Consider the following 25,549-nt stretch of genomic DNA (forward strand, 5'->3'; position numbering starts at 1 on the left):
CTGCCCTGCCCGGGGCAGTCGGTGAGCGGACATAAGGTGGTGGCGTGGCCGATCCGACGACCTACCGCCCCAAACCGGGGGAGATCCCCCTGGACCCGGGGGTCTACCGGTTTCGGGACGCCCACCGGCGGGTCATCTATGTCGGCAAGGCGAAGTCGCTGCGCCCGCGCCTGTCGTCCTACTTCCAGGACATCGCCGCCCTCCACCCGCGCACGGCGACGATGGTCACCACCGCTGCCTCGGTCGAGTGGACCGTGGTGCGGACCGAGGTGGAGGCGCTCGCGCTCGAGTACTCCTGGATCAAGGAGTTCGACCCGCGCTTCAACGTCAAGTACCGCGACGACAAGTCGTATCCGTTCCTCGCCGTCACGTTGGGAGAGGAGTTCCCTCGGGCCCAGGTGATGCGAGGCGCCAAGCGACGCGGCACTCGCTACTTCGGCCCCTACGGGCACGCCTGGGCGATCCGCGAGACCCTCGACCTGCTTCTTCGGGTGTTTCCCATCCGGACGTGCTCGGCCGGGGTGTTCAAGCGAGCGGCCGCGAGCGGCAGACCCTGCCTGCTCGGCTACATCGACAAGTGCTCGGCACCGTGCGTGGGTCGGGTGAGCGCCGATGAGCACCGCGCCATCGCCGAGGAGTTCTGCGAGTTCATGTCCGGCGACACGACGCGCTTCCTCAGGCGACTCGAGACGCGGATGAAGGACGCCTCGTCCAACCTCGAGTTCGAGGAGGCTGCCCGCCTGCGCGACGACCTCAACGCCATGCGCAAGGCCCTGGAGAAGCAGGCCGTGGTCCTGGGCGACGCGACCGACGCGGACATCTTCGCCCTGGCCGACGACGACCTCGAGGCGGCGGTCCAGGTCTTCCACGTCCGGGGCGGCCGAATCCGCGGTCAGCGCGGCTGGGTCGTGGAGAAGGAGAGCGAGGACCTTCCGCTGCTCGTCGAGCACCTGCTGCAGCAGGTCTACGGCGATGTCGACCCGCAGAACGGCACGCGCGACGCGGTGCCGCGTGAGGTCCTCGTCCCCGTCCTGCCGACCGATGCGGACGCCGTCGCCACGTGGCTGTCCGGCCTGCGCGGGTCCGCCGTCTCCGTGCGGATTCCGCAGCGCGGCGACAAACGACGCCTCATGGAGACCGTGCGTCGCAACGCCGAGCAGTCCCTCGCCCGCCACAAGGTCGCCCGGGCCGGGGACCTGACCCTGCGCAGCCAGGCTCTCCAGGAGCTGCAGGACTACCTCGACCTTCCCGAGGCTCCGCTGCGGATCGAGTGCTACGACGTGAGCCACGTGCAGGGCACCAACGTCGTGGCGAGCATGGTCGTCTTCGAGGACGGGCTCGCCCGCAAGGGGGAGTACCGCCGGTTCATCGTGCGGGGAGGGGGCAGCGGCAGTGGTCCGGTCGATGGGCAGGACGCTGGCCAGGACGCTGGCCAGGCCGCTGGCCAGGCCGCTGAGCAGGTCACGGTCGACGACACCGCGGCCATGCGGGAGGTGCTCAGTCGTCGCTTCCGCCGCTACCTCGAGGAGGCCGAGGGGGTGGGCGACCTCGACCTCGCCGCAGGGATCGAGGGAGACATCGAGCGTGAGGTCCCGGACGCCGTCGGTGCGCACCCACGAGACGGCAGGCGGAACGGCAACGGCCGCCCGGGCGGTGCGCCGGAGGGCTCGGAGCCCGGGCTGGCGGACGACCTGCCCTCCGGACCGATCGACCCGACGACCGGCCGTCCGCGACGGTTCGCCTACCCACCCAGCCTCGTCGTCGTCGACGGCGGGCTGCCCCAGGTCAATGCCGCGCAGGCCGTGCTCGACGAGCTGGGCATCGAGGAGGTGGCCGTCGTCGGGCTCGCGAAGCGACTGGAGGAGGTCTGGCTGCCGCGCACGGACTACCCGGTCATCCTCCCGCGCACGAGCGAGGGCCTCTACCTGCTGCAGCGGCTCCGCGACGAGGCGCACCGGTTCGCCATCACGTTCCACCGGCAGCGTCGCTCGAAGGCGATGACCGTCTCCCAGCTCGACGGGGTGCCGGGGCTCGGCGCGGCCCGGCAGCGGGCGCTGCTCAAGCACTTCGGATCGGTGAAACGGCTTCGGGCCGCCGACGCGCAGGCCATCATGGCCGTACCCGGGATCGGCCCGGCGCTCGCCGCCGCCATCGTCGCGCACCTGAGCCAGAGCGGTCCCACCGAGCCCGCCGTCAACCTCACCACGGGAGAGATCCTCGAATGACCACGCCGTCGGGCACCCCCGAGAAGCCGCACCCCTCCCAGACGCACCCGACCACCGGCGCGATCGCCGACGCTCCTCTCGTCATCGTCACCGGGATGAGCGGGGCGGGGCGGTCGACGACCGCGAATGTCCTCGAGGACCTCGGCTGGCTCGTCGTGGACAACCTCCCGCCCCAGATGCTCGAGTCCCTCGTCGAGCTGCGCTACGCCTCCGTCCAGCGCCACCCCGACGCGGCGCTCCGCCAGCTGGCGGTCGTCGTCGACGTGCGGTCGCGTGGCTGGTTCGCTCACCTGCAGGAGGCCATCGACGCCGCCACGGCCCGCGGTGAGCGGCCGAGCGTCCTCTTCCTCGACGCCACGGACGAGGCCCTCGTCCGACGGTTCGAGAGTGTCCGACGGCCCCATCCCCTGCAGGGTGAGGGGCGCCTGCTCGACGGGATCCAGCGTGAGCGCGCCCTGCTGCTCGACCTGCGCTCGAGCGCCGACGTCGTGATCGACAGCTCCGGGCTCAACGTCCACCAGCTGACGGCCAAGCTGGCCTCCCTCTTCGCCGGTGACCGGAAGGTCCAGCTGCGCATCGCCGTGATGAGCTTCGGGTTCAAGTACGGCCTGCCCCTCGACGCCGACGTCGTGTTCGACATGAGGTTCCTGCCCAACCCGTACTGGGTGCCCGAGCTCAAGGCGCTCAACGGCCAGGACGAGGCCGTCGCCGACTACGTCATGAGGCAGGACGGAGCCCAGGAGTTCCTCGACCGAGCGACCGACCTGCTCTCGACCATGGTCGACGGCTACGTCCGCGAGGGGCGCCGCTACGTCACCGTCGCCGTGGGCTGCACCGGCGGCAAACACCGATCGGTGGCGACCGCCGAGGCGCTCAGCGGCCGGCTGGGCACGGAGCAGGTGGACACGTTCACCGTGCATCGGGACCTCGGCCGCGAATGAGCGTGCCACCGGCCACCCAGCTGCTGCCGACGCACCAGCGACAGATCGTCGCGCTCGGCGGCGGCCACGGGCTGTTCGCGTCGCTCAGTGCCCTGCGCCTGCTCACCGACCACCTGACCGCCGTCGTCACCGTCGCCGACGACGGCGGCTCGAGCGGTCGGCTCCGCGACGACTTCCACGTGCTTCCCCCGGGAGACCTGCGCATGGCCCTCGCCGCCCTCTGCGACGACTCGGAGTGGGGGCACACGTGGCGGGACGTCCTCCAGCACCGGTTCGCCGGCTCGGGCGAGCTCCAAGGGCACTCCCTCGGCAACCTCATGATCGTCTCCATCTGGGAGCTGCTCGGTGACACCGTCGGCGGCCTCGAGCTCGTCGGGCGCCTGCTCGGGGCGCGCGGGCGCGTGCTGCCCATGGCGTCGGAACCCCTCGAGATCGTCGCCGAGATCCGCGGCCACGACCCGGCGACGCCCGACGAGACCGTCGTCGTCCACGGTCAGCACCGCGTCGCCTCGTCACCGGGGACCGTGTCCTCGATCGGGATCCTGCCGACCTGTCCCCAGCCATGCGTCGAGGCCCTCGCCGCCGTCGGTGAGGCCGACTGGGTCGTCTTCGGCCCCGGCTCCTGGTTCACCTCGGTCATGCCGCACCTGCTCGTGCCCGACCTCGCCGACGCGCTCGTCGCGACCACGGCCCGACGTCTGCTCATCCTCAACCTCGAGGTGGCCACCGACGAGACGCGCGACTTCCGGGCCGAGGACCACCTCGCCTCGTTCGCCGCCAACGCACCTGACCTCCGGCTCGACGCCGTCATCGCCGACCCCAGCGTCGTCGACGACACGGACACGCTCCGGGCTGCCGCCTCCCAGGTCGGTGCCGAGCTCGTCGTGGCTCCGGTCGTCGCCCGTGGTCGACCAGGGGTGCACGACCCGCTGCGCCTCGCTGCCGCGCTGCGGGACGTCATCGCGAGCTGAGCCCCGGGCGGCCGACGCACGCCCGCCCGGGTTGACGCCGCGTGGACGTCACGTGGACCTCGCACCGTGAGCGGATCGCGTCCGCGCGTCGATGCGGGTGGCAGGATGTCGGGCATGGCGATGACAGCGAAGGTGAAGGACGAGCTCTCACGTCTCGACGTGACCAAGCCCTGCTGTCGCAAGGCCGAGGTGTCCACGATGCTCCGCTTCGCGGGCGGGCTGCACATCATCGGTGGCCAGATCGTCGTCGAGGCCGAGCTCGACACGGCCAACGCCGCACGCCGGCTGCGCCGCAACATCACCGAGGTCTACGGGCACCGCAGCGACGTCCTCGTCCTCGCCGCCGGGGGGTTGCGGCGCGGCTCCCGCTACGTGGTGCGGGTGGTCGAGGAGGGCGCCACCCTCGCGAGGCAGACCGGACTCATCGACACCCAGGGCCGCCCGGTGCGCGGGCTGCCGCCCAAGGTCGTCAGCGGTTCCACCTGCGACTCCGAGGCAGCCTGGCGTGGCGCCTTCCTCGCCCATGGCTCCCTCACCGAGCCCGGCCGGTCCTCGGCGCTGGAGGTCACCTGCCCGGGCCCCGAAGCCGCCCTGGCCCTCGTGGGAGCCGCCCGGCGGCTCGGCATCCAGGCCAAGGCCCGCGAGGTCCGCGGCGTCGACCGTGTGGTCATCCGGGACGGGGACGCGATCGGCGCCATGCTGACCCGGCTCGGCGCTCACGACGCCGTGCTCGCCTGGGAGGAGCGGCGGATGCGGCGGGAGGTGCGGGCGACCGCCAACCGGCTGGCCAACTTCGACGATGCCAACCTGCGACGCTCCGCCCGGGCCGCGGTCGCCGCCGGCGCCCGCGTCGAGCGCGCCATGGAGATCCTCGGTGACGAGGTGCCCGACCACCTCCGCGAGGCCGGTGTGCTCCGGCTCGAGCACAAGCAGGCCAGCCTCGAGGAGCTCGGCCAGCTGGCCCAGCCGCCGATGACCAAGGACGCCGTCGCCGGTCGCATCCGCCGCCTGCTCGCCATGGCGGACAAGCGGGCCGAGGACCTCGGCATCCCCGGCACCGATGCCAACCTCACCGCGGACATGCTCGACAGCTGACCCCGCGGCGTCCGCAGGGGCACGCGGGCACCCGACCGGGCCCAGCGGCATACGGCCTCCGCCAGCGGGGGAGTGGCCACCGGCCGGGCAGCGCCCATGCGATGAGACTCACGTCACGTCCCCGGGAGCGACGGTCTAGGGTTGAGGCGACGAGACGTCGCAGCGCCGCGACCGACCGCCGACCAGTGAAGTCTCACCCCGAGAGGTGCACAGCAGTGACCGTTCGTGTAGGCATCAACGGCTTCGGCCGCATCGGCCGCAACTTCTTCCGCGCCGTCCAGGCGTCGGGAGCCGACATCGAGGTCGTTGCCACCAACGACCTCATGGACAACAAGACCCTGGCCCACCTGCTGAAGTACGACAGCATCCTGGGCCGCTTCCCGGGCGAGGTGAGCTACGACGAGACGTCGATCACGGTCGACGGGACCTCCATCCGCGTCTTCGAGGAGCGCGACCCGGCGCAGATCGACTGGACCTCCGTCGGAGCGGACATCGTCGTCGAGTCGACCGGCTTCTTCACCGACGCCGAGAAGGCACGGGCGCACGTCGACGGCGGGGCGAAGAAGGTCATCATCTCCGCGCCGGCGAAGAACGAGGACATCACCATCGTGATGGGCGTCAACGACGACCTCTACGACCCGTCCGCGCACACGGTCATCTCCAACGCCTCGTGCACGACCAACTGCCTCGCCCCGATGGCCAAGGTCCTCCACGACGAGTTCACCATCGTCAAGGGCCTCATGACGACCATCCACGCGTACACCCAGGACCAGAACCTCCAGGACGCCCCCCACAAGGACCTGCGCCGCGCCCGCGCCGCTGCGCTCAACATCGTCCCGACGTCCACGGGCGCCGCGAAGGCGATCGGCCTGGTCCTGCCCGAGCTCAAGGGCAAGCTCGACGGCTTCGCCCTCCGGGTCCCGGTGCCCACGGGCTCGGCCACCGACCTCACCTTCGAGGCGGGCCGGGAGACGACGGTCGAGGAGGTCAACGCCGCGGTCAAGGCTGCCGCTGAGGGGCCGCTCAAGGGCTACCTCGTCTACACCGAGGACCCGATCGTGTCCAAGGACATCGAGACCGACCCCGCCTCCTGCATCTTCGATGCCGGCCTCACGAAGGTCATCGGCAACCAGGTCAAGGTCGTCGGGTGGTACGACAACGAGTGGGGCTACTCCAACCGGCTCGTCGACATCGTCAAGCTCGTCGGCCAGTCGCTCTGAGCGCAGGCGCCGCCGTCCCCGAGCGCAGGCGGGCCACGTAGGCTCGCCTGGGGGCGGTGGCCGCCTCCGCTCAGACCGACCGGCCCACCACCCGGCCGATCTCGTCGGCCTCCTGACCAGACCGAGACCGGTCCCCCCTGCACGTCCTGACCCAACCGAAGAGGCATCCGCGTGAAGACGATTGGCGACCTCGGGGACCTGCGCGGCAAGCGCGTCCTCGTCCGCTCCGACCTCAACGTCCCGCTCGAGCAGACCGAGCGCGGGGCGACGATCACCGATGACGGGCGCATCCGGGCGTCCGCCCCCACGATCAAGATGTTGTCCGAGATGGGCGCTCGCGTCATTGTCTGCGCACACCTCGGCCGACCCAAGGGTGAGCCGGACCCGAAGTACTCCCTGGCGCCGGTGGCCGGGCGCCTCGGCGAGCTGCTCGGGCACCCTGTCGTGTTCGCCGAGGACACCGTCGGTGAGAGCGCGCGGGCCGCCGTCGAGTCCCTCGAGGACGGCGGCGTCGTCGTGCTCGAGAACCTGCGCTTCAACGCCGGGGAGACGGCGAAATCCGAGGCAGACCGGGCCGAGTTCGCCGAGGCGCTCGCATCGCTCGCCGATGTCTTCGTCTCCGACGGCTTCGGAGTCGTGCACCGCGCCCAGGCGTCGGTGTACGACGTCGCCCGGCTGCTCCCGCACGCGACCGGGGGTCTCGTCGAGGCGGAAGTCAACGTGCTGCGCCGGCTGACCCGCGACCCGGAGCGGCCCTACGCCGTCGTCCTCGGCGGCGCCAAGGTGTCCGACAAGCTCGGGGTCATCGGCAACCTCCTCGGCACGGCCGACCGCCTCCTCATCGGCGGCGGCATGGTCTTCACCTTCCTCGCCGCGAAGGGCCTCGAGGTCGGCAAGAGCCTGCTCGAGTCCGAGCAGGTCGAGACGGTCAAGGGCTACCTCGAGCGAGCCGAGCAGGAGGGCGTCGAGATCGTCCTGCCGGTCGACATCGTCGCGGCCGACGCCTTCAGTGCGGACGCGGAGCACGAGGTCGTCCCCGTCGACGCGATCCCGGCCGACCGGATGGGTCTGGACGTCGGGCCCGAGTCGGCGGCGCTCTTCGCCGCGAGGCTGGCCGACTGCCGGACCGTCTTCTGGAACGGCCCGATGGGTGCCTTCGAGATGGAGCCCTACGCAGCAGGGACCAAGGCGTTGGCGCAGGCGCTCGTCGAGGTGACCCGGGAGGGTGCCCTCACCGTCGTCGGCGGGGGCGACTCGGCCGCCGCGGTGCGTCAGCTCGGTTTCGCCGACACCGAGTTCGGTCACATCTCCACCGGCGGCGGGGCCAGCCTCGAGTACCTCGAGGGCAAGGAGCTGCCGGGGCTCACCGTCCTCGACGGGGACGACGACCCGGACAGCACCGACGCCGGCGATGACGCAGCCGACGCGGCTCCCGACGCCGGCGATGACGCTGCCGACGCCGCTGCCGGGCCGCAGGGGGGAGAAGCCTGATGGCCGCGCACAAGGCCGTCGGCCGGGTCCCGCTCATGGCGGGCAACTGGAAGATGAACCTCGACCACCTGCAGGCAACCCACCTCGTCCAGAAGCTCGACTGGACGCTCCGGGACGCCAAGCACGACTACGACGCCGTCGAGGTCGCCGTGCTGCCCCCGTTCACCGACCTGCGGTCGGTCCAGACCCTCGTCGAGGGCGACCGACTCCACCTGCGCTACGGGGCGCAGGACCTGTCCCCCCACGCGTCCGGCGCCTACACCGGTGACATCTCGGGTGCGTTCCTCAGGAAGCTCGGGTGCGCCTACGTCGTCGTGGGACACAGCGAGCGGCGCGAGGGGCACCACGAGACCGACGAGGTCGTCGCCGCCAAGGTCAAGGCTGCCTACCGGCACGAGCTGACGCCGATCCTCTGCTGCGGCGAGGCCCTCGACGTGCGCAAGGAGGGCCGCCAGGTCGAGCACGTCGTCGGGCAGCTGCGTGCCGCGCTCGACGGGGTGACGAGGGAGCAGGCCGCCGGCATCGTGATCGCCTACGAGCCGATCTGGGCGATCGGCACGGGCGAGGTCGCGACGCCCGAGGACGCCCAGGAGGTCTGCGCCGCCATCCGCACCCTGCTCGCCGAGCTCTACAGCGGCGACCTGGCCGACGGCGTGCGCATCCTCTACGGCGGGAGCGTCAAGGCGGCCAACGTCGCCTCGATCATGGCGCAGGAGGACGTCGATGGTGCCCTCGTCGGCGGCGCGTCCATCGACCCGGCCGAGTTCGCGTCGATCTGCCGCTACCGCGACCACGTCACCGGGAGCTGATCCCGCTCGGGCCTGGTCCCGGCTTCGGCCTCGGCACGTGGGGCCGGACATTCGGCTCACCGGCTGGGGGAAGGTATCCTGTCCCATGGCCTCAACCGGGCCACATCCGGGCTCTCAACCAGCCCCCGACTGTGCCCAACCGGGCCGACCATGCGACGGGTCGCGCGCCCGTCACCGACGATTTGGAGTGACCACGTGGATGCGGTTCGCATCGTGCTACAGGTCCTGCTGGTGCTGTCCAGCCTGATCCTGACCCTGTTCATCCTGCTCCACAAGGGCAAGGGTGGCGGCCTCTCCGACATGTTCGGTGGTGGCATGTCGACGTCACTCGGCGGCTCGTCGGTCGCGGAGCGCAACCTCGACCGGTTCACGGTGGCGGTCGCCGCCGTGTGGGCCACGGCGATCATCGGACTGGGCCTGCTCGCCCGGTTCCAGGGCTGAGAGGGCGGGCGCATGGCGAGCGGCAACGCGATCCGAGGCAGCCGAGTCGGGGCCGGACCCATGGGTGAGGCCGAGCGCGGCGACACCGCCCCCCGGGTCTACATCTCCTACTGGTGCTCCAACGGCCACGAGACCAGGCCGAGCTTCGCCGAGGAGCCCGGCATGGTGCTCCCGGAGCTCTGGGACTGCCCGCGGTGCGGGTTCCCGGCCGGCCAGGACAAGGAGAACCCCCCGGCCCCGCCCAAGGTCGAGCCCTACAAGACCCACCTCGCCTACGTCAAGGAGCGCCGCAGCGATGCCGATGGCGCGGCGATCCTCGACGAGGCACTGAGCACCCTGCGCGACCGCGGGCTCATCCAGTAGCCGGGCCACCCGGTGACGTATGCCGCTGAGCGGGCGCCCGCTCAGCGGCATACGTGCGTCGTGGCGGGCTGACGCACCTCTCATCGGGGCGTGCAGGCCGCGCCCAAGCTGAGGTCAGGAGCCCGCTGGGCGCCAGGAGAGTCCTGCGGCCGCCTCGACGTCCACGAGCCACCGGGTCGCCTCGCTGCCCTTCGGTTCCGACGCCGGCACGTCCCACCGGTCGGTTCCCGGCCGCAGCGCTGCGGCGACCGCGTCCGCCTTGTCGCGTCCGGCCACGAGGAACCAGGTCTCCCGCGCCCGGGCGAGGCGCTCGAAGGTCAGCGAGACGCGGTCCGGCGGCGGCTTGGGCGACTCGTGCACGGCGACGGTCGGGGCCCCGGTGGTGCGCTGCGCGTCGTGGTGGGGGAACAGCGACGCCACGTGACCATCCGGCCCGACGCCGAGGATGAGGACGTCGAAGGGAGCGGCCCCATGTCGCAGCAGCGTCTCGGCGTAGGCGGCTGCGCTCTCCTCGGCAGTGTCTGCCTCGTCGGGTCCCGGCACCCGGTGGACCTTGGCCGGGTCGAGCCCCAGCGAGGTGAGGCCGGCCTCGTCGTTCTGCGTGTCGTTGCGGTCCGCATGCCCCCGCGGCAGGAAGCGCTCGTCACCCCACCAGACCCGGACCCGGCTCCAGTCCACGGCGCTGCGGCCCGGCACGTGGGTCAGCGACCGGATGATCTCCGATCCCAGCGAGCCACCCGTCAGCACGACCTGCGCCTCGCCCGTGCGCCCTTGGGCGTCGAGCAGGGCGGGCACGAGCCGGGCGGCCGCCGCGTCAGCGAGCGACTGCTGGTCCGGGTGGACGACGACCCCGGGCTCCGGGGTGACGAGGTGATCCGCGGTCATGAGGACCCCTTCCGGCTCGGAGAGGTCTTCGCGGCGGAGGACTTCTCGCTCGACGCGGGCCTCGCGGCCTTGCGCTGACGGGGCTGCGCCGCGGCCTCCTTCTCTCTCGGCGTCCGCTTGCCCGCCAGCTTGCGGACCGTGGCCGAGTGCACCTGCTCCACCTCGGACCGGTCGGGCGCCGGCGGGCTGGTGATCATCGCCATCGCCTCCTTGGCGGAGTCGTCGCGGCTGAGCCGCTCGGCGAGCCGGCGGGCCTGGTCCGGGTCAGGCGCCTTTCCGGCCTTGGCTGCCTCGGCGGCGGAGAGCCGCACGGGCCGGAGCTTCTGCAGGCCGTCGAGGAGAGCGTCCTCGTAGGTGTTGTCCGGGTCGAGGCGGCGCAGCTCGTCGGCGAGGATCTCGCGAGCCTCCCGCCGGGGCAGGGTGATCCGGCGATCGGGCTGGCCCGGTTGGGAGAGGGTGGCGATCGTGTCGCCGGGACGCACGAGGTCGATCGGGCCGCTCTTGCGCTCGAGGCGCACGGCTCCGATGCCCGAGCCGCGTGGCGTCGCGACCCGTTGGACCGGGACCTTGAGCCGGTGGGCCAACCACGCCGCCAGCAGGTCGGTGGACGGGGAGTCCGGTGCCCCGGAGACGACGGCCTCGGTCACCGGCTCGTAGGGCGGCTGGTCGAGCGCGGCGGCGAGCAGGCCCCGCCATCGGGTGATCCTCGTCCACGACAGGTCGGTGTCGCCCGGCTGGTAGGTCTTGGCCCGCTTCTTGAGCATGAGGCGGGAGTTGCGGTGCTCGGCGGCGTCGGTGATGCGGCGTTGGGCCATCGCGCCGATGGGGTCGCTGGCGACGTCGCCCGGCGCCTCACCGGGCCACCAGGCGACGATTGGGGAGTCGGGCAGGATCAGCGGGACGACGACGCTGGGGCCGTGCTTGGCCAGCGGCCCGTAGAGCCGCAGGACCACGATCTCGCTCGCGCCGGCGTCACCCCCGAGGCGGATCTGGGCGTCGAGGCGGTTGCGCCCGCGACGGTCGCCGGCGATGAGGACGATGATCCGACAGGGGTGCTGGCGGCTGGCGTGGTTGGCCACCTCGATCGCCTCTGCGGCGTCGGCGTCGTCGACGACGATGATGAGGGTGAGGACACGGCCGAGTGCCATCGCGCCCACCTCGTTGCGGAGCCGCACGAGGGTCTTGCTGATGTCCTTCGTCGTGGTGTCGGTGAGGTCCCTGATCACGGCATCCTCCAGGTGCGGCCGTCACGAGCGAGCATGGCGTCGGCGGAGGCCGGCCCCCACGTGCCCGCGGGGTACTGCTCCGGTCTGCCGCTGCGTGCCCAGTGCTTGATGAGCGGGTCGAGGATCCGCCAGGACAGCTCGACCTCCTCGTGGCGCGGGAAGAGGGGTGGGTCGCCGAGCAGGACGTCGAGGATGAGCCGCTCGTAGGCCTCGGGGGAGGCTTCGGTGAAGGAGGACCCGTAGCCGAAGTCCATGGTGACGTCCCGGATGTCCATCTGGGCGCCGGGCACCTTCGAGCCGAAGCGGATCGTGACGCCCTCGTCCGGCTGGACGCGGATGACGATGGCGTTCTGGCCCAGCTCCTCGGTGGCCGTGTGCTCGAAGGGCAGGTGGGGCGCCCGCTTGAAGACGACGGCGATCTCGGTGACCCGCTTGCCGAGACGCTTTCCGGCCCGCAGGTAGAACGGCACTCCCGCCCACCTGCGGGTGTCGACCTCGAGGGTCACGGCCGCGAAGGTCTCGGTCCGGGACTCCGAGTCGACGCCCTCCTCCTGCAGGTAGCCGACGACCTCCGTCTCGCCCTGCCACCCCGAGGCGTACTGACCGCGGGCAGCGTGCGCATCGAGGTCGACGGGCAGCCGCACGGCGGACAGGACCTTCTCCTTCTCGGCGCGCAGGTCGGTGGCGTCGAAGGACACGGGCTCCTCCATGGCGGTGAGCGCCAGCAGCTGGAGCAGGTGGTTCTGCACGACGTCGCGGGCGGCACCGATGCCGTCGTAGTAGCCGGCGCGCCCACCGATGCCGATGTCCTCGGCCATCGTGATCTGCACGTGGTCGACGTAGTGGGAGTTCCAGACCGGCTCGAAGAGCTGGTTGGCGAAGCGCAGGGCGAGCAGGTTCTGGACGGTCTCCTTGCCGAGGTAGTGGTCGATCCGGAAGACGCTGTCCGGAGGGAACACCTTCTCGACGATCCGGTTCAGCTCCTGGGCGCTGCGCAGGTCGTGCCCGAATGGCTTCTCGATGACGACACGGCGCCAGGAGTCACCGCTGGACGTCGTCAGCCCACACCGTTCGAGCTGCTCGCAGACCGGGGCGAAGAACGCCGGCGGGACCGAGAGGTAGAACGCGTGGTTGCCGCCGGTGCCCCGGTCGGCGTCGAGCTCGTGGACGGTCTGGGTCAGCAGGTCGAAGGCGGCGGGGTCGTCGAACGTGCCCGGGACGAAGCGGAACCCCTCGGAGAGGTTGCGCCACACGTCGTCGCTGAACGGCGTCCGGGCATGCTGCCGGACCGCGTCGTAGACGACCTTGCCGAAGTCCTGCGTGGCCCAGTCCCGGCGGGCGAAGCCGACGAGCGAGAAGCCGGGGGGGAGCAGGCCCCGGTTGGCCAGGTCATAGATGGCCGGCATGAGCTTCTTGCGGGCGAGGTCGCCGGTGACCCCGAAGAGGACGAGCCCGCAGGGGCCCGCGATGCGGGGGAGGCGTTTGTCCTCCGGGTCGCGGAGCGGGTTGACACCGTGGGCCACCCGCGCCGGTCTCATCCGTGGTCTCCCACCAGCAGCGCCGCTCGCACCTGCGCCAGACCGGCGTCGTGGTCGGTGAGGTGCAGCTGCAGGACAGGGCGGCCGTGCTCCGCGAGGACCTGGGCGTCCCCGCCTGCCTGGGCGGCGATGAACTGCCCGAAGGTGAAGTCCCGTCCCGGGACGGGGAGGTCCGAACGGGGTGCCGAGGTGATCTGGACGTAGACACCGACGGGCGGACCGCCCTTGTGGAACTGACCGGTCGAGTGGAGGAACCGGGGTCCCCACCCGAAGGTGGTCGGTCGCTCGGTGCGCGCAGCGAGGGCGCGCCGGCAGTCGGCGAGCTCAGCGTCGCCCAGCCGGTCGAGGTAGGCCATCACGGCGACGTACCCGTCGGCGCCGACCTGCCCGAGGAGGGCCTCGACCGCCTCGGCCACCGTGCGCCCCGCCGGTCCGGTGGGGCGCTCGACGGGCAGCCAGTCACCACCGAGCGCGCGGACCTCGACGGCCCCGTCGACGTATGCCGCTGGGCTGGCTTCGCGGGTCCCCTGGTCGAGGAGCCCCCGGGCGGCCTTCTTGGCCGACTCGACGTCGGGCTGGTCGAACGGGTTGATCCCGAGGAGGCGACCGGCAACGGCCGTGGCGGCCTCCCAGAGCAGCAGCTGGGCGCCGAGGGTGCCGCCGACGCGGACCCCGTCGCCATCCGGCCGGCCCTCGTCATCGGCGGCGACGAGACGGGCGACGAGGACGTCGGGTGCCGACCAGCCCAGCTCCGGGGCGTCGTCCGACTCGACGACCACCGGCAGGACGCCGGTGCCGTTCTTGCCGGTCGACTCGGCGATGAGCTGCTCGGCCCAGTCGGCGAAGCCGCTGATGCCCGAGCCGTCGTCGACGAGGACGAGCTTGTCGCGCAGGGGACTCGTGCCACCCATGGCGGCACCGAGCCGGAGCGCGGGGTTGGCGTCGTCGTCCGCGGCGAGCAGGTCGGCGACCGACTCCGCCTCGTCGAGCAGGGCAGCGACGTCGACACCGGCGAGGCCGCTCGGCACCAGGCCGAAGGCGGTGAGCGCGGAGTAGCGACCACCGACCTCGGGGTCGGCGTTGACCACGCGGTAACCCTTGCCGCGGGCCTCCTCGTCCAGGGGGCTTCCTGGGTCGGTCACCACGACGATGCGCTCGGTCGGGTCGATCCCAGCGTCGGTGAAGGCCTGCTCGTAGGCGCGCCGCTGGGAGTCGGTCTCCACCGTCGAGCCCGACTTGCTGGACACGACGACGACCGTGTGGGCGAGGTCGTCGTCGATCGCCCGCCGGACGACGTCCGGGTCCGAGGAGTCCAGCACGACCAGCGGGCGCCCCGCGGTGGCGCAGATGACCTCAGGGGCGAGCGAGGAGCCGCCCATCCCACACAGCACGACGTGGTCGAGGCCCTGCTGGGCGAAGGTGTCGCGCAGCGCCGCGATCTCCCCGACGAGTGGGCGCGAGGACCGGCCGAGGCCGACCCAGGACAACCGGATGCGCGACTCTGCCTCCGCGTCGGGACCCCACAGGGTGGCGTCCCGGGCGAACAGCCGGCTCGCGACCGAGTCGCCGACGAGGTCGGGCACGTGCCGCTCGATGGCGTCGGCGGCGGCGCCGGAGGCGCTCACGGCGAGCGAGGTCATGCCCGCACCTTCTCCATCTCCTCGCTCACCCCGTCGAGCAGCTCGCCCCACGACTTCTCGAACTTCTCGACGCCTTCCTGCTCGAGCAGCTCGACCACGTCCTGGTAGGAGATGCCTTGTGCCGCGAGGGCGTCCAGGACGGCTGCTGCCTCGGCGTAGGTGCCGGTGATCGTGTCCCCGCGGATCTCCCCGTGGTCGGCGGTCGCCTCGAGGGTCTTGCCCGGCATGGTGTTGACGACACCCGGTGCGACGAGCTCGGTGACGTAGAGGGTGTCGGAGTAGGCGGGGTCCTTGACCCCCGTCGACGCCCAGAGCGGACGCTGGACGTTGGCACCCTCGTCGGCGAGGCTGCGCCAGCGCGGGGTGCTGAAGACCTCCTCGAAGGCCTGGTACGCGAGGCGAGCGTTCGCGACGCCGGCCTGGCCGCGCAGGGCCTTCGCCTCGTCGGTGCCGACGGCGTCGAGACGCTTGTCGATCTCCGTGTCGACGCGCGAGACGAAGAACGACGCGACGGAGTGGATCGTCGCGAGGTCCTTGCCGGCGGCGTGGGCCTTCTCGAGACCGTCCAGGTAGGCGTTCATCACCGCCCGGTAGCGGTCGAGCGAGAAGATCAGGGTGACGTTGACGCTGATCCCCTCGGCCGTGACCGCGGTGATCGCCGGCAGGCCGGCCAGCGTGGCCGGGATCTTGATGAGGACGTTCGGCCGGTCGACGTCGGCGTACATCTGCTTGGCCTGGGCGATCGTTGCCTCGGTGTCGTGCGCGAGGCGCGGGTCGACCTCGATCGAGGCCCGGCCGTCCTGGCCACCCGTCCGGTCGTAGATCGGCCGGAACAGGTCGCACGCCTCACGCACGTCGGCCGTGGTCAGGTCGTGCACGACCTCCTCCACGCTCTTGCCGGCGCTCGTCAGGGCGGTGAGGTCCTCGTTGTAGCGGTCCCCCTTGGAGAGCGCAGCCTGGAAGATCGACGGGTTGGAGGTCAGCCCGACGACGTTGCGCTCCTCCATGAGGTCCGCGATCTTGCCGGTCTCGAGCAGCTCACGAGACAGGTCGTCGAGCCAGATCGAGACTCCGGCATCAGACAGGGCCCGGGTGTTGGGGTTCGTCATGGTGGTCACTTCCTCTTCGAGGGGCGGGCGGTCGCGGACTTCTTGGCCGCAGCCCGTGGGCGCGCGCTGGACACGTCGGTGTCGCCGCTCGCCGTGCGCTTGCGTGGGTTGGTCTCCGTGATGCCGGGCGCGTGCACGGCGGTCGCAGCCGCCTTGATCGACTCCTTGGCCGCCTTGACGACCGCATCCGAGGTGATGCCGAACTCGCGGAAGACGGTCTGGTAGTCGGCGGAGGCGCCGAAGTGCTCGAGGCTGATCGTCCGACCGGCGTCGCCGACGATGTCGTGCCACCCCATGGACACGCCCGCCTCGACGCTGACCCGGGCGCGGACCGCCGGCGGCAGCACCCTGTTCTGGTAGGCCTTGGACTGCTTCTCGAACCACTCGCGGCACGGCATCGACACGACGCGGGTGGCGACCCGCGACTTCTCGAGCCGCTGCGCCGCCTCGACGGCGAGCTGCACCTCGGATCCGGTGGCGACGAGGATGACGTCAGGGTCGCCGGGACGGGACTCCTCGACGAGGACGTAGGCGCCCTTGGCGACGCCGCTGGCCTTGCCGTGGGTGGAGCGGTCCCAGGTGGGAACGGCCTGCCGGGTGAGGGCGAGGGCCGTCGGGCCGGTGGCGCCGGTGAGGATCTGCGCCCACGCCGCCGCCGTCTCGTTGGCGTCGGCGGGCCGCACGACGTCCAGGCCGGGGATGGCGCGCAGGGCCGCCAGGTGCTCGACGGGCTGGTGGGTCGGGCCGTCCTCGCCGAGTCCGATCGAGTCGTGGGTCCACACGTAGGTCACGGGCAGCTGCTGGATGGCGGCGAGCCGCACCGCCGGGCGCATGTAGTCGGAGAACACGAGGAACGTGCCGCCGTAGGGCCGGGTCAGACCCTCCAGGGCGATGCCGTTGAGGATCATCCCCATGCCGTGCTCGCGGATGCCGAAGTGCAGGGTGCGTCCGTAGGGGTTGCCCTGCCAGGCGTCAGTCTGCTTGCCGGTCGGGATGAAGGAGGGCTCGCCCTCCATCGTCGTGTTGTTGGACTCGGCGAGATCGGCCGAGCCTCCCCAGAGCTCCGGCATGACGGACGCGAGGGCGGTGAGGACCTTGCCGGAGGCGGCCCGGGTCGCGACACCCTTCGCGTCCGCGGGGAAGGTGGGCAGGGCCTTGGCCAGGCCCTCGGGGGCCCGTCCGGCGACGACGCGGTCGAGGAGGGCAGCGCGGTCGGGGTTCGCCTTGCGCCACGCCTTGTAGGACCTGTCCCACTCGCGGTGGGCCGCCTTGCCCCGCTTGACGACCTCGCGTGCCCGCTTGAGCACGGCAGGCTCGACGACGAAGGACTTGCCGGGGTCGAATCCGAGCAGCTCCTTGGTGGCTGCGACCTCGTCCTCACCGAGGGCCGAGCCGTGGGACTTGCCGGTGTCCTGCTTGGTGGGCGCGGGCCAGGCGATGATCGTGCGGAGGATGACCAGGGTCGGCCGGGTCGGCTCCTCGTCGCCGGAACGGATCGCGGCGAGCAGGGCATCGACGTCCTCGACGTAGCTGCTGCCGTCGCCAGTGCCGCGCCAGTCGACGGTGACGACGTGCCAGCCGTAGGCCTCGTAGCGCTTCGCGACGTCCTCGCTGAAGGCGATGTCCGTGTCGTCCTCGATGGAGATCTGGTTGGCGTCGTAGACGACGGTGAGGTTGCCGAGCTCCTGGTGGCCGGCGAGGGCGCAGGCCTCGTGGCTGACACCCTCCTGGATGTCCCCGTCGGAGGCGATGACATAGACGTGGTGGTCGAAGGGGCTCGTGCCGGCCGCGGCCTCGGGGTCGAAGAGGCCCCGCTGCCGGCGTTGCGCCATGGCCATCCCGACGGCCGAGGCGAGGCCCGAGCCGAGCGGGCCGGTCGTGATCTCCACGCCGACCGTGTGGTGGACCTCCGGGTGCCCGGGGGTCCGGGAGCCCCACGTGCGCAGCGACCTGAGGTCGTCCAGCTCGAGGCCGTATCCGCTGAGGTACAGCTGGATGTACTGCGTCAGGCTCGAGTGCCCGGCCGACAGGACGAACCGGTCGCGACCGAGCCAGGCAGCGTCCGACGGGTCGTGCCGCATGACGTTCTGGTAGAGCAGGTAGGCGAGCGGTGCCAGTGACATCGCCGTGCCGGGGTGGCCGTTGCCCACCTTCTGGACTGCGTCCGCGGCCAGCAGCCGAGCGGTGTCGACCGCCCGCACGTCGAGGTCCGACCATCCGGCGTCAGCGCAGACGGGGCGGGGCAGCCGGGGGTCGCGCCCGCCCAACGGGTCCTTGGTCGCCGACCTCGAGCGGCTGGGCTTGCTCTCCGTGGCGGTGGCCGTGGCGGTTGCACTGGTCGGGGTAGGCACGGGGCGGGTCTCCTTCTGGGCCGGGTGCGGGGCGGCACGTACGGTGACGAGCCTAGTGCGTGGCGTGTGACGCGAGGCACGCCGTGCATTGAGTTGCCGGGGGTCCCTCGACCCGTCGGAACAGGGGTTGCACGAGCGCACGGATCGCCTGACCCCATACCCCTCGACGTGGCCACCGCACACCCTCTCGCCGTAATCCGTCAAAGGACGGGCTAGACTTCGGGCGGACTTGCCTGCCACCGGAGCAACGGACGTGTCGGGCGCGACGGATCAGCGACGGACGACAAGGACTGCAGTGACTACGGTGGACGCACGCGCCGAGCTGTCGGCGCTTCACGGCCCGGACGGGAGCGGCCTGCGCTTCCTCGTCGGGCAGTACGTCGCCCTGATGAAGCCTCGGATCATCGAGCTGCTCCTCGTCACCACCATCCCCGTCATGTTCCTGGCGGCCGGCGGGGTGCCCAACCTGCTCCTCGTGCTGGCCACCCTCGTCGGTGGCACGCTCTCTGCTGGCGCCGCCAACACCCTCAACTGCTACATCGACCGGGACATCGACGCGGTCATGCACCGCACGAGCAAGCGGCCGCTCGTCACGGGGACCATCAGCCCGCGCGGCGGCCTGGTCTTCGGGACCGTCCTCGCCGTGGTCTCCACGCTCTGGCTCGGTCTGCTCGTCAACTGGCTGAGTGCCTGGCTGGCCCTCGCGGCGCTGCTCTTCTACGTCTTCGGCTACACCCTGGTGCTCAAGCGGCGCACGGCCCAGAACATCGTCTGGGGCGGGGCGGCCGGATGCATGCCCGTGCTCATCGGGTGGTCCGCGGTGACCGACTCGCTCAGCTGGTCCGCGTTCATCCTCTTCATGGTCATCTTCTTCTGGACGCCACCGCACTACTGGCCGCTCTCCATGCGGTTCAAGCACGACTACGCCAAGGCCGAGGTCCCGATGCTGCCCGTCGTCGAGCAGATGGTCGTGGTGGCGCGACAGATCGCCATCTACTCCTGGGCGATGGTGCTGACGTCGTTGGCGCTCGTGCCCGTCGGAGGGATGGGCTGGGTCTACACGGTCACGGCCCTCGCGTCCGGCGCCCTGTTCCTCACGGAGGCGCACCGACTGCTCGCCTCGGCCCGCTCCGGCGCACCCGAGTCGAAGCTGCGCCCGATGCGCCTCTTCCACTTCTCCATCACCTACCTGACGATCCTCTTCGTCGGGGTGGCCATCGACCCGATCTGGCACCTGGCGCTGCCAGGCGTCGCCTGAGGCAGGCTCGCGCCGCCGAGGCCGCTGCAGCCGTATGCCGCTGGGTCGGGTTTCGGACGGCCGTCGGCTCAGGTCCTCGGCGGGGTGCCCAGCGTGGGCAGGCCGTCCTCCAGGTAGGGCGCGGCGGGACCAGGGAGACCACTGCTCATGACGGACCTGAGCATCCGGGCCGTGTAGGGCGCGACCCGCTCCGTCCAGACCGACTCGTCGGCCCAGTGCGCGGCGCGGATCTCGCGGTCCTCGAGGACCAGGCTTTCGATGATGTCCGAGGCGGCCGTCCCGAGGTCGAACACGAGCAGGACGGCGTCGCGCCAGCCGAGCCACGGGGGCATCCAGTTGACGGCGAGCAGGCCGACGGGCTGCACGGCCAGCCCGAGCTCCTCCTCGATCTCCCGGACGACGCACCTCGCCGGCGACTCGTCGGGGTCGACGACGCCACCGGGCAGGTCCCACTCGGCCTTGTAGGCCAGCTCGCAGAGCAGGACGTCGCCGCGCTCGTTGCGCAGCACGCCCTGGGAGATCGCTCGCTTGACCGGAAGGGCCGAGTCGAGCATGGCGGTGAAGCCCTCCCGGGACCCGGGGGCGGGGTCCCGGCTGAGGCGTCCGAGGACGACCGTGTCATGGGTCTCGGTGCCGAGGCGCACGTTGCCGCGCAGCAGGCCCTCGCGTCGCAAACCGGCACGCAGGGCCACCCCGAGGGAGGAGCGGTTGAGCGGGTCGACGTGGGCCTCCACGCGGCTCAGGCCCAGCTCGCGAAAGGCGAACTCGATGAGGAGCCGCACGGCCCGGCTGGCGATGCCGCGACGGCGGTAGGGCGCGTAGACGAGCCACGAGAGCGAACCCACGCCGTCGGCGACCTGCTCGACGTCCACCGAACCGGCGACCTTGCCGCGCCACTCGACGAGGAAGGTCGCCTTCGACCGTGAGTCGGCCCAGTGGCCGTGCGTCTCATCAACCCAGGCGGCGTGCTGCTCCACGGTGGGGGGCATGGTCGGCAGGCCCAACCACCGGACGAGGTCGGCATCGAGCAGCCGGTGGGACTCCTCGACGTCGGCGGTCGTCCACGGTCGCAGCAGGAGGTCGTCGTCGCGCATCGTGGGTTGCTCCGGATGATCCACGCACCCAAACCTAGACCCCGGCCCGACGCCCGGACGGTGGCGGCTAGATCGGCCGATGGCGGGTTTCGAGGACACCTCGGGTCAGGGCCACGACGAGCAGGCTCGCCCCGAGCATGTGGAGCAGGAGGAGCAGCTCTGGAAGGCCGGCGAAGTACTGGACGTAGCCGATGACGCCCTGCAGGACGGTGACGTAGAGCACGGCCTCCCAGGCGTGCCTGGTCCGCTCGTGGGTCGAGGTGAGCCGGACGGCGACGAGCGTGGCGATGACGAGGCCGGTGAAGAACATCACGGCGTCTGCGTGCATCCACGACACGAACCGGGGGTCGAACCCGGTGCGCGCGGGGGAGTCGGCGTCGCCGGAGTGCGGACCCGATCCCGTGACGACCGCGCCGAGGAGGAGGACGACCAGCCCGACCCCCGCCGTGGCCCAGGCCAGGCGCTGCGTGAGCGGGTGCACGGTGAGCGGACCCGGCCCGGACTCGGCGTCCCGGGCCCCGCGGACGAGGGCGGTGGAGAGGGCGACGAGCACCATGGACACGAGGAAGTGGAACATCACGGTCCAGGGGTTGAGGCCGGTCAGGACCGTGACGCCGCCGACGACCGCCTGCGCGATGACACCGACGAGCACCCCGTAGGCCACCCGATGCATCCGGCGGCGCTCCGGCCACACCGACACGACGGCGAGGACGGACAGGACGGCAAGGACGGCAAGGACGCCCGTGAGGGTGCGGTTCCCGAACTCGACGAGGTCGTGGTACTGGCTCTCGGTCGTGCGGACCGGGGTGAACGAGCCGGGTTGGCACTCGGGCCAGGTCGAGCAGCCCAGTCCGCTGCCGGTCAGACGGACGACTCCGCCGGTGACCACGATGCCCACCTCAGCCACGAGGTTGGCCACGAGGATCGGCCGGACCCAGCGTCCGAGGAGGTGGTGGGTCGAGGTCGGCTGCGGCGGCGCGGACGTAGGCGTTGACACGTCAGAGAGCGTATGCCTCGGGACAGCCCCCAGGTGCACCGGGCCGTCGTGCGTGGCGAGCCCGACGGCATACGGCGTGACTGCCTCAGCCGACGTCGGACCAGACGGCCGCGCTGCCCGCGTGCCCTGCCAGCGCGACGGTGACGATCAGGGTCAGGGAGGCGAGGACCACGAGCAGGCTGAGGAGCAGCTGCAGCAGATGAGTCGTGCTGCCCGCGTGGGCCGGTGCCCTGAGCAGCCACGCGGCAGCGAGGACGAGGACCATGAAGACGGTGGCTGCCAGGCGGACCCGGTAGCCGGCGTCGGTGTGGGCCTGGACGAGCTCGAAGTCGGTGGTCGCTGCGCGCGCCTGCGACACCCGGACGAGGAGGGCCTCACCGCTCGCCGCGCCGACCCACGCGAGGGCACCGCTGAGCACCGCGCCCGCCGCGGCGGGCCAGCGGAGCGGGCGCCGCCACCGGGGGAGGACCGTGAAGGCGATGGCGAGGACCGCGATGAGCGGGACGAGGACGACCAGGCCGTGGATGACGAGCGCGTGCATCGGCAGGCCCAGGATGAAGTCGAACACGGCCCCTCCAAAGTCAGGCGGTCGGGCTGCAGCGTCGCCGGGAGGCGCCGGCGCTGCTCAGTCTCGCCGAGTCAGTCGTCGAATCGGAACAGCCGCGCCGCGAAGAAGGTCGCGACGCCTGCCCACCCGAGGACGACGAGGAGGGCCGGTGCGTTCAGGGTGCCGTCGACGAGCGCGGACCGGAGCCCGTCGCCGAGGCCGGCCGAGGGCAGCAGCGCCACTGGACCGGCCATTGCCTCGGGCAGCTGGGAACGGGGCACGACGACGCCGCCCACCGCGAGGAACAGCACCCAGAGCAGGTTGGCGAGGGCGAGCACGGCCTCGGCGCGCAGGGTGCCTCCGACGAGGAGGGCGAGCGCGACGAAGGCCCACGTCCCGACGAGGACGAAGAGAACGGCCGGCAGGGCTCCGGACAGCTGAGGCGTCCAGCCGAGGGCGAGGCCGAGCGTGCCGAGGACGACCACCTGGAGTGCCAGCACCGCGAGGGTCGCCAGCACCTTGGCGGCGACGAGCCCCGACCTGCCGAGTGGGGTGACCCCGAGGTATCGAAGGACGCCGTAGCGACGGTCGAAGCCGGTGGCGATGGCCTGGGAGGTGAACGCCGACGAGATGACGGACAGGGCGATGACGCCCGGCACGGCGACGTCCATCCGGTCGCCCGCCCCGAGCGAGGGCGTGCTCGTCGCCCGCAGGCCGAGGAGCACCATGGCCGGCAGGATCAGGGAGACGAGCAGCTGCTCGCCGTTGCGCAGGAGGGTGCCCACCTCGAAGCGCGCCTGGGCGAGGATCCGCTCGGAGGTCGGTGCGGCGTGGCGGGGCCCCTCTCGGAGGCCGGACGCGGGGCGGGCCCCGAGCCAGCTCATGCCCGCCCCCGCGTCGTCAGTCCGAAGTAGACCGCTTCGAGCGGTCGGCCGTCGGTCACCGAGGCCAGGGTGCCCTCGGCCACGGTGCGGCCGGCGTTCATGATGACGAGGTGGTCGGCGAGCCGCTCTGCCTCCTCGAAGGAGTGGGTCGTCACCACCACGGTCGTCCCTTCGTCGCGCAGCCCGCCGATGATGTCCCACACCTCAAGGCGTCCGTGGGGGTCGAGGCCGGCCGCGGGCTCGTCGAGGAAGAGGACCTCCGGACGCCCGAGCAGCGCGGCGGCGAGCGCCAGGCGCTGCTTCTGTCCGCCGGAGAGCCGCCGGATCGACGTTCCGGCGAAGTCGGACACCCCGAGCCGCCGAGCCGTCGCGGCGACGTCCGCCGGGGCCGCGTAGAAGTGGCTCAGGTGCTCGAGCAGGCGCATCGGCCTGCTCCCTCCGGGCAGGCCGCCGGTCTGGAGCATGACGCCGACACGCGCCCGGTGGTCGGCGTCGGCCGTGCTCGGGTCCGCACCGAGCACGCGGACCGTGCCACGGTCCGGTCGGCCGAGCCCGACGGCGCACTCGATCGCCGTCGTCTTGCCGGCGCCGTTGGGCCCCAGCACTGCAGTGATCCGTCCCGTCGCGGCTCGCCAGGACAGCCCGTCGAGCGCGTGGACGGACCCGTAGCTGCGGTGCACGTCTGACAGGGTCACCGCGAAATCTGCTGCTGACCCCTCGCGTCCGGCCTCCGTCATGATGGATGAGTCTAGGCTCGGGTCCGGTCACGCAACGATTCGCCCACCGCCCGGAGAAGCTCCCTGTGAAGATCGACCCCGCCGCCAAGCCGTTCACCGCCCTGGCGGTCGTCCCCACCGTCCTGGCCGCCGCAGCCCGACGACCCCGAGCCACGCTCGCGCTCGGACTGCTGACCGCGGGGGTGACCCTGTTCTTCCGCGATCCCGACCGCACACCGGACCGGGTTGCGGTCACCGACCCCGACGTGGTCCTCGCGCCGGCCGACGGGATGGTCGTGCACGCGGGAGCGGCGCAGGACGGGGTCGCCCCCGAGGGGGAGTGGCAGCAGGTGAGCATCTTCCTGTCGCTGCTCGACGTCCACATCAACCGCTCTCCCTACGGCGGCCGGGTGCTCAGCGTGACGCACGTCCCCGGACGGTTCCTCGCGGCCTACCGGGCCGCCAGCGCCACCGAGAACGAGCGGAGCGAGATCGTCGTCGAGCGTGTCGTCGGTGGCCGCGCCCGCCGCGTCGTCTACCGGCAGCTCGTCGGCCAGCTCGCCCGCCGCATCGTCACGCGGATCCGGGCCGGGGACGAGGTGGCGACCGGTGAGCGCATCGGCCTGATGAAGTTCGGCTCGCGCATGGACGTCTTCGTCCCGCCCGAGGTGGTCCTCGAGGTGACCAAGGGACAGCGGGCCGTCGCCGGCGAGACCGTGCTCGGACGGTTCCGGTGAGCGAGGAACCGGGGCGGCCCCGCGCCCGCCGCGCCCGCCAGCGCGTCGTCCGGGGCTGGCGCCTCGTCTCACAGACCGGCGCGCGCGTCGTGCCGCTCAACCGCCTCAACCCCCGCGTCAGGGCCAAGGTGATGTTGCCGAGCCTCTTCACGCTCGGCAACATGGTCTGCGGCTTCTCCTCGGTGCTGATGGCCTTCCAGGACAAGTTCGGGGTCGCGGCCGTGCTGATCGCCGTGTCCATCGTGCTCGACATCCTCGATGGGGCCGTTGCCCGGGCCGTCGGGGCGATCACTCCGTTCGGCCTGCAGTTCGACTCCCTCGCCGACCTCGTCTCCTTCGGCATCGCACCGGCCGTGCTGGTCTACACCTGGGCGCTGCCGTCCTACCCGCAGTGGGCCTGGGCGGGCGCGATGTTCTGGCTGGCGTGTGCCGCATACCGTCTGGCCCGCTTCAACGTGACGATCGACCCGATGGCCGACAAGCGCTACTTCATCGGCCTGCCCAGTCCCGGCGCGGCTGGAGTGGTCATCGCGACCGTGTTCGCCATCGACCAGCCGCTCCAGGGGCCGCTGCTGCCCGTCGCGGCGGGGGTGGTGCCGGCCGCGCTCATGGCGACGTCCTTCCGCTTCCGGTCCTTCCGGGGCCTCCTCTCGACGAACAACCCGCCGCTGACGTTCGGTCTGCTCGCCGCCGTGGTCCTCGGGCTCGTGCTGTTCCCCCGCGCCACCGGGATCGCCATCGCCTACGGCTACGTGCTCACCTCGCCCCTGGGCTGGGTCACGGGCCCGCTGCGCCGCCGCTGGTTCGGCCCGGAGGCGGTCGCCCCGCCTCGCACGCGGATGCCGTCCGTGATCATGCCGGTCCAGCCCGACCCGGTCATCGACGGTGTCGGGGCGCTCGACCCGGACCCCGACCTCGACCAACCGTGCGATCCGGCGGTGGGGGAGGGCGGCGGCGAGGCTTCCGGCCCCGCATTCAGGTAAGGGCGCCCTTACTAGCCGATCCCGGCGC

General features: G+C 71.8%; 23 protein-coding genes. 12 read left to right on the forward strand and 11 right to left on the reverse strand.

The genetic code is table 11. From position 1 onward, the window contains the following. Nucleotides 1-44: 44 nt before the first annotated feature. The 9 genes from uvrC (at nucleotide 45) to ABWV20_RS12720 (ending at nucleotide 9,556) form a co-directional block, all read left to right on the forward strand. Nucleotides 45-2,225: an excinuclease ABC subunit UvrC gene (gene uvrC, locus ABWV20_RS12680; protein WP_353355546.1), complete on the forward strand. Its 2,181-nt coding sequence runs from the start codon at nucleotides 45-47 to the stop codon at nucleotides 2,223-2,225. Continuing rightward, nucleotides 2,222-3,166 carry an RNase adapter RapZ gene (gene rapZ, locus ABWV20_RS12685; protein ID WP_353355548.1) on the forward strand — a complete coding sequence of 315 codons (945 nt, stop codon included), beginning with the start codon at nucleotides 2,222-2,224 and terminating at the stop codon, nucleotides 3,164-3,166. The genes uvrC and rapZ overlap by 4 nt, the downstream gene beginning before the upstream one ends. After that, a complete protein-coding gene (locus ABWV20_RS12690) occupies nucleotides 3,163-4,137 on the forward strand; it encodes a gluconeogenesis factor YvcK family protein (protein ID WP_353355550.1) in 975 nt (324 codons plus the stop codon). Before rapZ ends, ABWV20_RS12690 begins: the two co-directional genes overlap by 4 nt. A gap of 114 nt (nucleotides 4,138-4,251) precedes the next feature. Beyond that, the gene (gene whiA / locus ABWV20_RS12695) at nucleotides 4,252-5,232 is read left to right on the forward strand and encodes a DNA-binding protein WhiA (RefSeq protein WP_353355552.1); all 981 of its coding nucleotides are present in this window, start codon (nucleotides 4,252-4,254) and stop codon (nucleotides 5,230-5,232) included. A gap of 215 nt (nucleotides 5,233-5,447) precedes the next feature. Beyond that, entirely contained in the window at nucleotides 5,448-6,452 is a 1,005-nt protein-coding gene (gap, locus tag ABWV20_RS12700) for a type I glyceraldehyde-3-phosphate dehydrogenase (protein ID WP_353355554.1), read from the forward strand. A gap of 171 nt (nucleotides 6,453-6,623) precedes the next feature. Continuing rightward, entirely contained in the window at nucleotides 6,624-7,943 is a 1,320-nt protein-coding gene (locus tag ABWV20_RS12705; RefSeq protein ID WP_353355556.1) for a phosphoglycerate kinase, read from the forward strand. Then, nucleotides 7,943-8,752 (forward strand): triose-phosphate isomerase, encoded by an 810-nt coding sequence (gene tpiA / locus ABWV20_RS12710; protein ID WP_353355558.1) that lies wholly within the window; start codon nucleotides 7,943-7,945, stop codon nucleotides 8,750-8,752. The genes ABWV20_RS12705 and tpiA overlap by 1 nt, the downstream gene beginning before the upstream one ends. Before the next feature lie 195 nt (nucleotides 8,753-8,947). Further along, nucleotides 8,948-9,193, forward strand: a complete 246-nt coding sequence (gene secG / locus ABWV20_RS12715) for a preprotein translocase subunit SecG (protein ID WP_353355560.1) — start codon at nucleotides 8,948-8,950, stop codon at nucleotides 9,191-9,193. Between the two features lie 12 nt (nucleotides 9,194-9,205). Beyond that, nucleotides 9,206-9,556: an RNA polymerase-binding protein RbpA gene (locus ABWV20_RS12720; protein ID WP_353355562.1), complete on the forward strand. Its 351-nt coding sequence runs from the start codon at nucleotides 9,206-9,208 to the stop codon at nucleotides 9,554-9,556. Nucleotides 9,557-9,670: 114 nt separating this feature from the next. Here ABWV20_RS12720 and pgl read toward each other — a convergent pair whose 3' ends face one another. Genes pgl through tkt form a run of 6 tightly spaced genes read right to left on the reverse strand, consistent with a single transcriptional unit; the run spans nucleotide 9,671 to nucleotide 18,305 of the window. After that, a complete protein-coding gene (pgl, locus tag ABWV20_RS12725) occupies nucleotides 9,671-10,441 on the reverse strand; it encodes a 6-phosphogluconolactonase (RefSeq protein ID WP_353355564.1) in 771 nt (256 codons plus the stop codon). Next, nucleotides 10,438-11,667 carry a glucose-6-phosphate dehydrogenase assembly protein OpcA gene (locus ABWV20_RS12730; RefSeq protein WP_353355566.1) on the reverse strand — a complete coding sequence of 410 codons (1,230 nt, stop codon included), beginning with the start codon at nucleotides 11,665-11,667 and terminating at the stop codon, nucleotides 10,438-10,440. Before ABWV20_RS12730 ends, pgl begins: the two co-directional genes overlap by 4 nt. Beyond that, on the reverse strand, nucleotides 11,664-13,205 hold the full coding sequence (gene zwf, locus ABWV20_RS12735) for a glucose-6-phosphate dehydrogenase (RefSeq protein ID WP_353355568.1): 1,542 nt from the start codon (nucleotides 13,203-13,205) through the stop codon (nucleotides 11,664-11,666). Before zwf ends, ABWV20_RS12730 begins: the two co-directional genes overlap by 4 nt. Beyond that, on the reverse strand, nucleotides 13,202-14,845 hold the full coding sequence (locus ABWV20_RS12740) for a phosphoglucose isomerase-related protein (protein ID WP_353355570.1): 1,644 nt from the start codon (nucleotides 14,843-14,845) through the stop codon (nucleotides 13,202-13,204). The genes zwf and ABWV20_RS12740 overlap by 4 nt, the downstream gene beginning before the upstream one ends. After that, nucleotides 14,842-15,954, reverse strand: coding sequence for a transaldolase (gene tal / locus ABWV20_RS12745; RefSeq protein WP_353355572.1), 1,113 nt, complete (start codon nucleotides 15,952-15,954; stop codon nucleotides 14,842-14,844). The genes ABWV20_RS12740 and tal overlap by 4 nt, the downstream gene beginning before the upstream one ends. Nucleotides 15,955-15,959: 5 nt before the next feature. Next, on the reverse strand, nucleotides 15,960-18,305 hold the full coding sequence (tkt, locus tag ABWV20_RS12750) for a transketolase (RefSeq protein WP_353355574.1): 2,346 nt from the start codon (nucleotides 18,303-18,305) through the stop codon (nucleotides 15,960-15,962). A gap of 295 nt (nucleotides 18,306-18,600) precedes the next feature. Between tkt and ABWV20_RS12755 the strand changes: the two genes are divergently transcribed. Beyond that, the gene (locus tag ABWV20_RS12755; RefSeq protein ID WP_502901785.1) at nucleotides 18,601-19,563 is read left to right on the forward strand and encodes a heme o synthase; all 963 of its coding nucleotides are present in this window, start codon (nucleotides 18,601-18,603) and stop codon (nucleotides 19,561-19,563) included. Nucleotides 19,564-19,631: 68 nt separating this feature from the next. Here the strand turns inward: ABWV20_RS12755 and ABWV20_RS12760 are convergent, their stop codons facing one another. The 5 genes from ABWV20_RS12760 to ABWV20_RS12780 form a co-directional block, all read right to left on the reverse strand. After that, nucleotides 19,632-20,681, reverse strand: coding sequence for an NUDIX hydrolase (locus ABWV20_RS12760; RefSeq protein WP_353355576.1), 1,050 nt, complete (start codon nucleotides 20,679-20,681; stop codon nucleotides 19,632-19,634). A gap of 43 nt (nucleotides 20,682-20,724) precedes the next feature. Further along, a complete protein-coding gene (locus ABWV20_RS12765; protein WP_353355578.1) occupies nucleotides 20,725-21,654 on the reverse strand; it encodes a COX15/CtaA family protein in 930 nt (309 codons plus the stop codon). An 85-nt stretch (nucleotides 21,655-21,739) separates the two neighbouring features. Continuing rightward, nucleotides 21,740-22,222 (reverse strand): DUF2231 domain-containing protein, encoded by a 483-nt coding sequence (locus tag ABWV20_RS12770; RefSeq protein WP_353355580.1) that lies wholly within the window; start codon nucleotides 22,220-22,222, stop codon nucleotides 21,740-21,742. A gap of 71 nt (nucleotides 22,223-22,293) precedes the next feature. Then, nucleotides 22,294-23,085: an ABC transporter permease gene (locus ABWV20_RS12775; RefSeq protein ID WP_353355582.1), complete on the reverse strand. Its 792-nt coding sequence runs from the start codon at nucleotides 23,083-23,085 to the stop codon at nucleotides 22,294-22,296. Next, complete coding sequence (locus ABWV20_RS12780) at nucleotides 23,082-23,822, reverse strand: ABC transporter ATP-binding protein (RefSeq protein WP_353355584.1); 741 nt, start codon at nucleotides 23,820-23,822, stop codon at nucleotides 23,082-23,084. The genes ABWV20_RS12775 and ABWV20_RS12780 overlap by 4 nt, the downstream gene beginning before the upstream one ends. A 65-nt stretch (nucleotides 23,823-23,887) precedes the next feature. Here ABWV20_RS12780 and ABWV20_RS12785 point away from each other — a divergent pair, with 65 nt between their 5' ends. Together ABWV20_RS12785 and pssA are read left to right on the forward strand one after the other, a co-directional pair. After that, on the forward strand, nucleotides 23,888-24,538 hold the full coding sequence (locus ABWV20_RS12785) for a phosphatidylserine decarboxylase (protein WP_353355586.1): 651 nt from the start codon (nucleotides 23,888-23,890) through the stop codon (nucleotides 24,536-24,538). Beyond that, the gene (gene pssA, locus ABWV20_RS12790; protein ID WP_353355588.1) at nucleotides 24,535-25,521 is read left to right on the forward strand and encodes a CDP-diacylglycerol--serine O-phosphatidyltransferase; all 987 of its coding nucleotides are present in this window, start codon (nucleotides 24,535-24,537) and stop codon (nucleotides 25,519-25,521) included. Before ABWV20_RS12785 ends, pssA begins: the two co-directional genes overlap by 4 nt. Nucleotides 25,522-25,549 lie beyond the last annotated feature (28 nt).

The organism is Intrasporangium sp. DVR (genome assembly GCF_040365325.1).
Lineage (GTDB): Bacteria > Actinomycetota > Actinomycetes > Actinomycetales > Dermatophilaceae > Intrasporangium.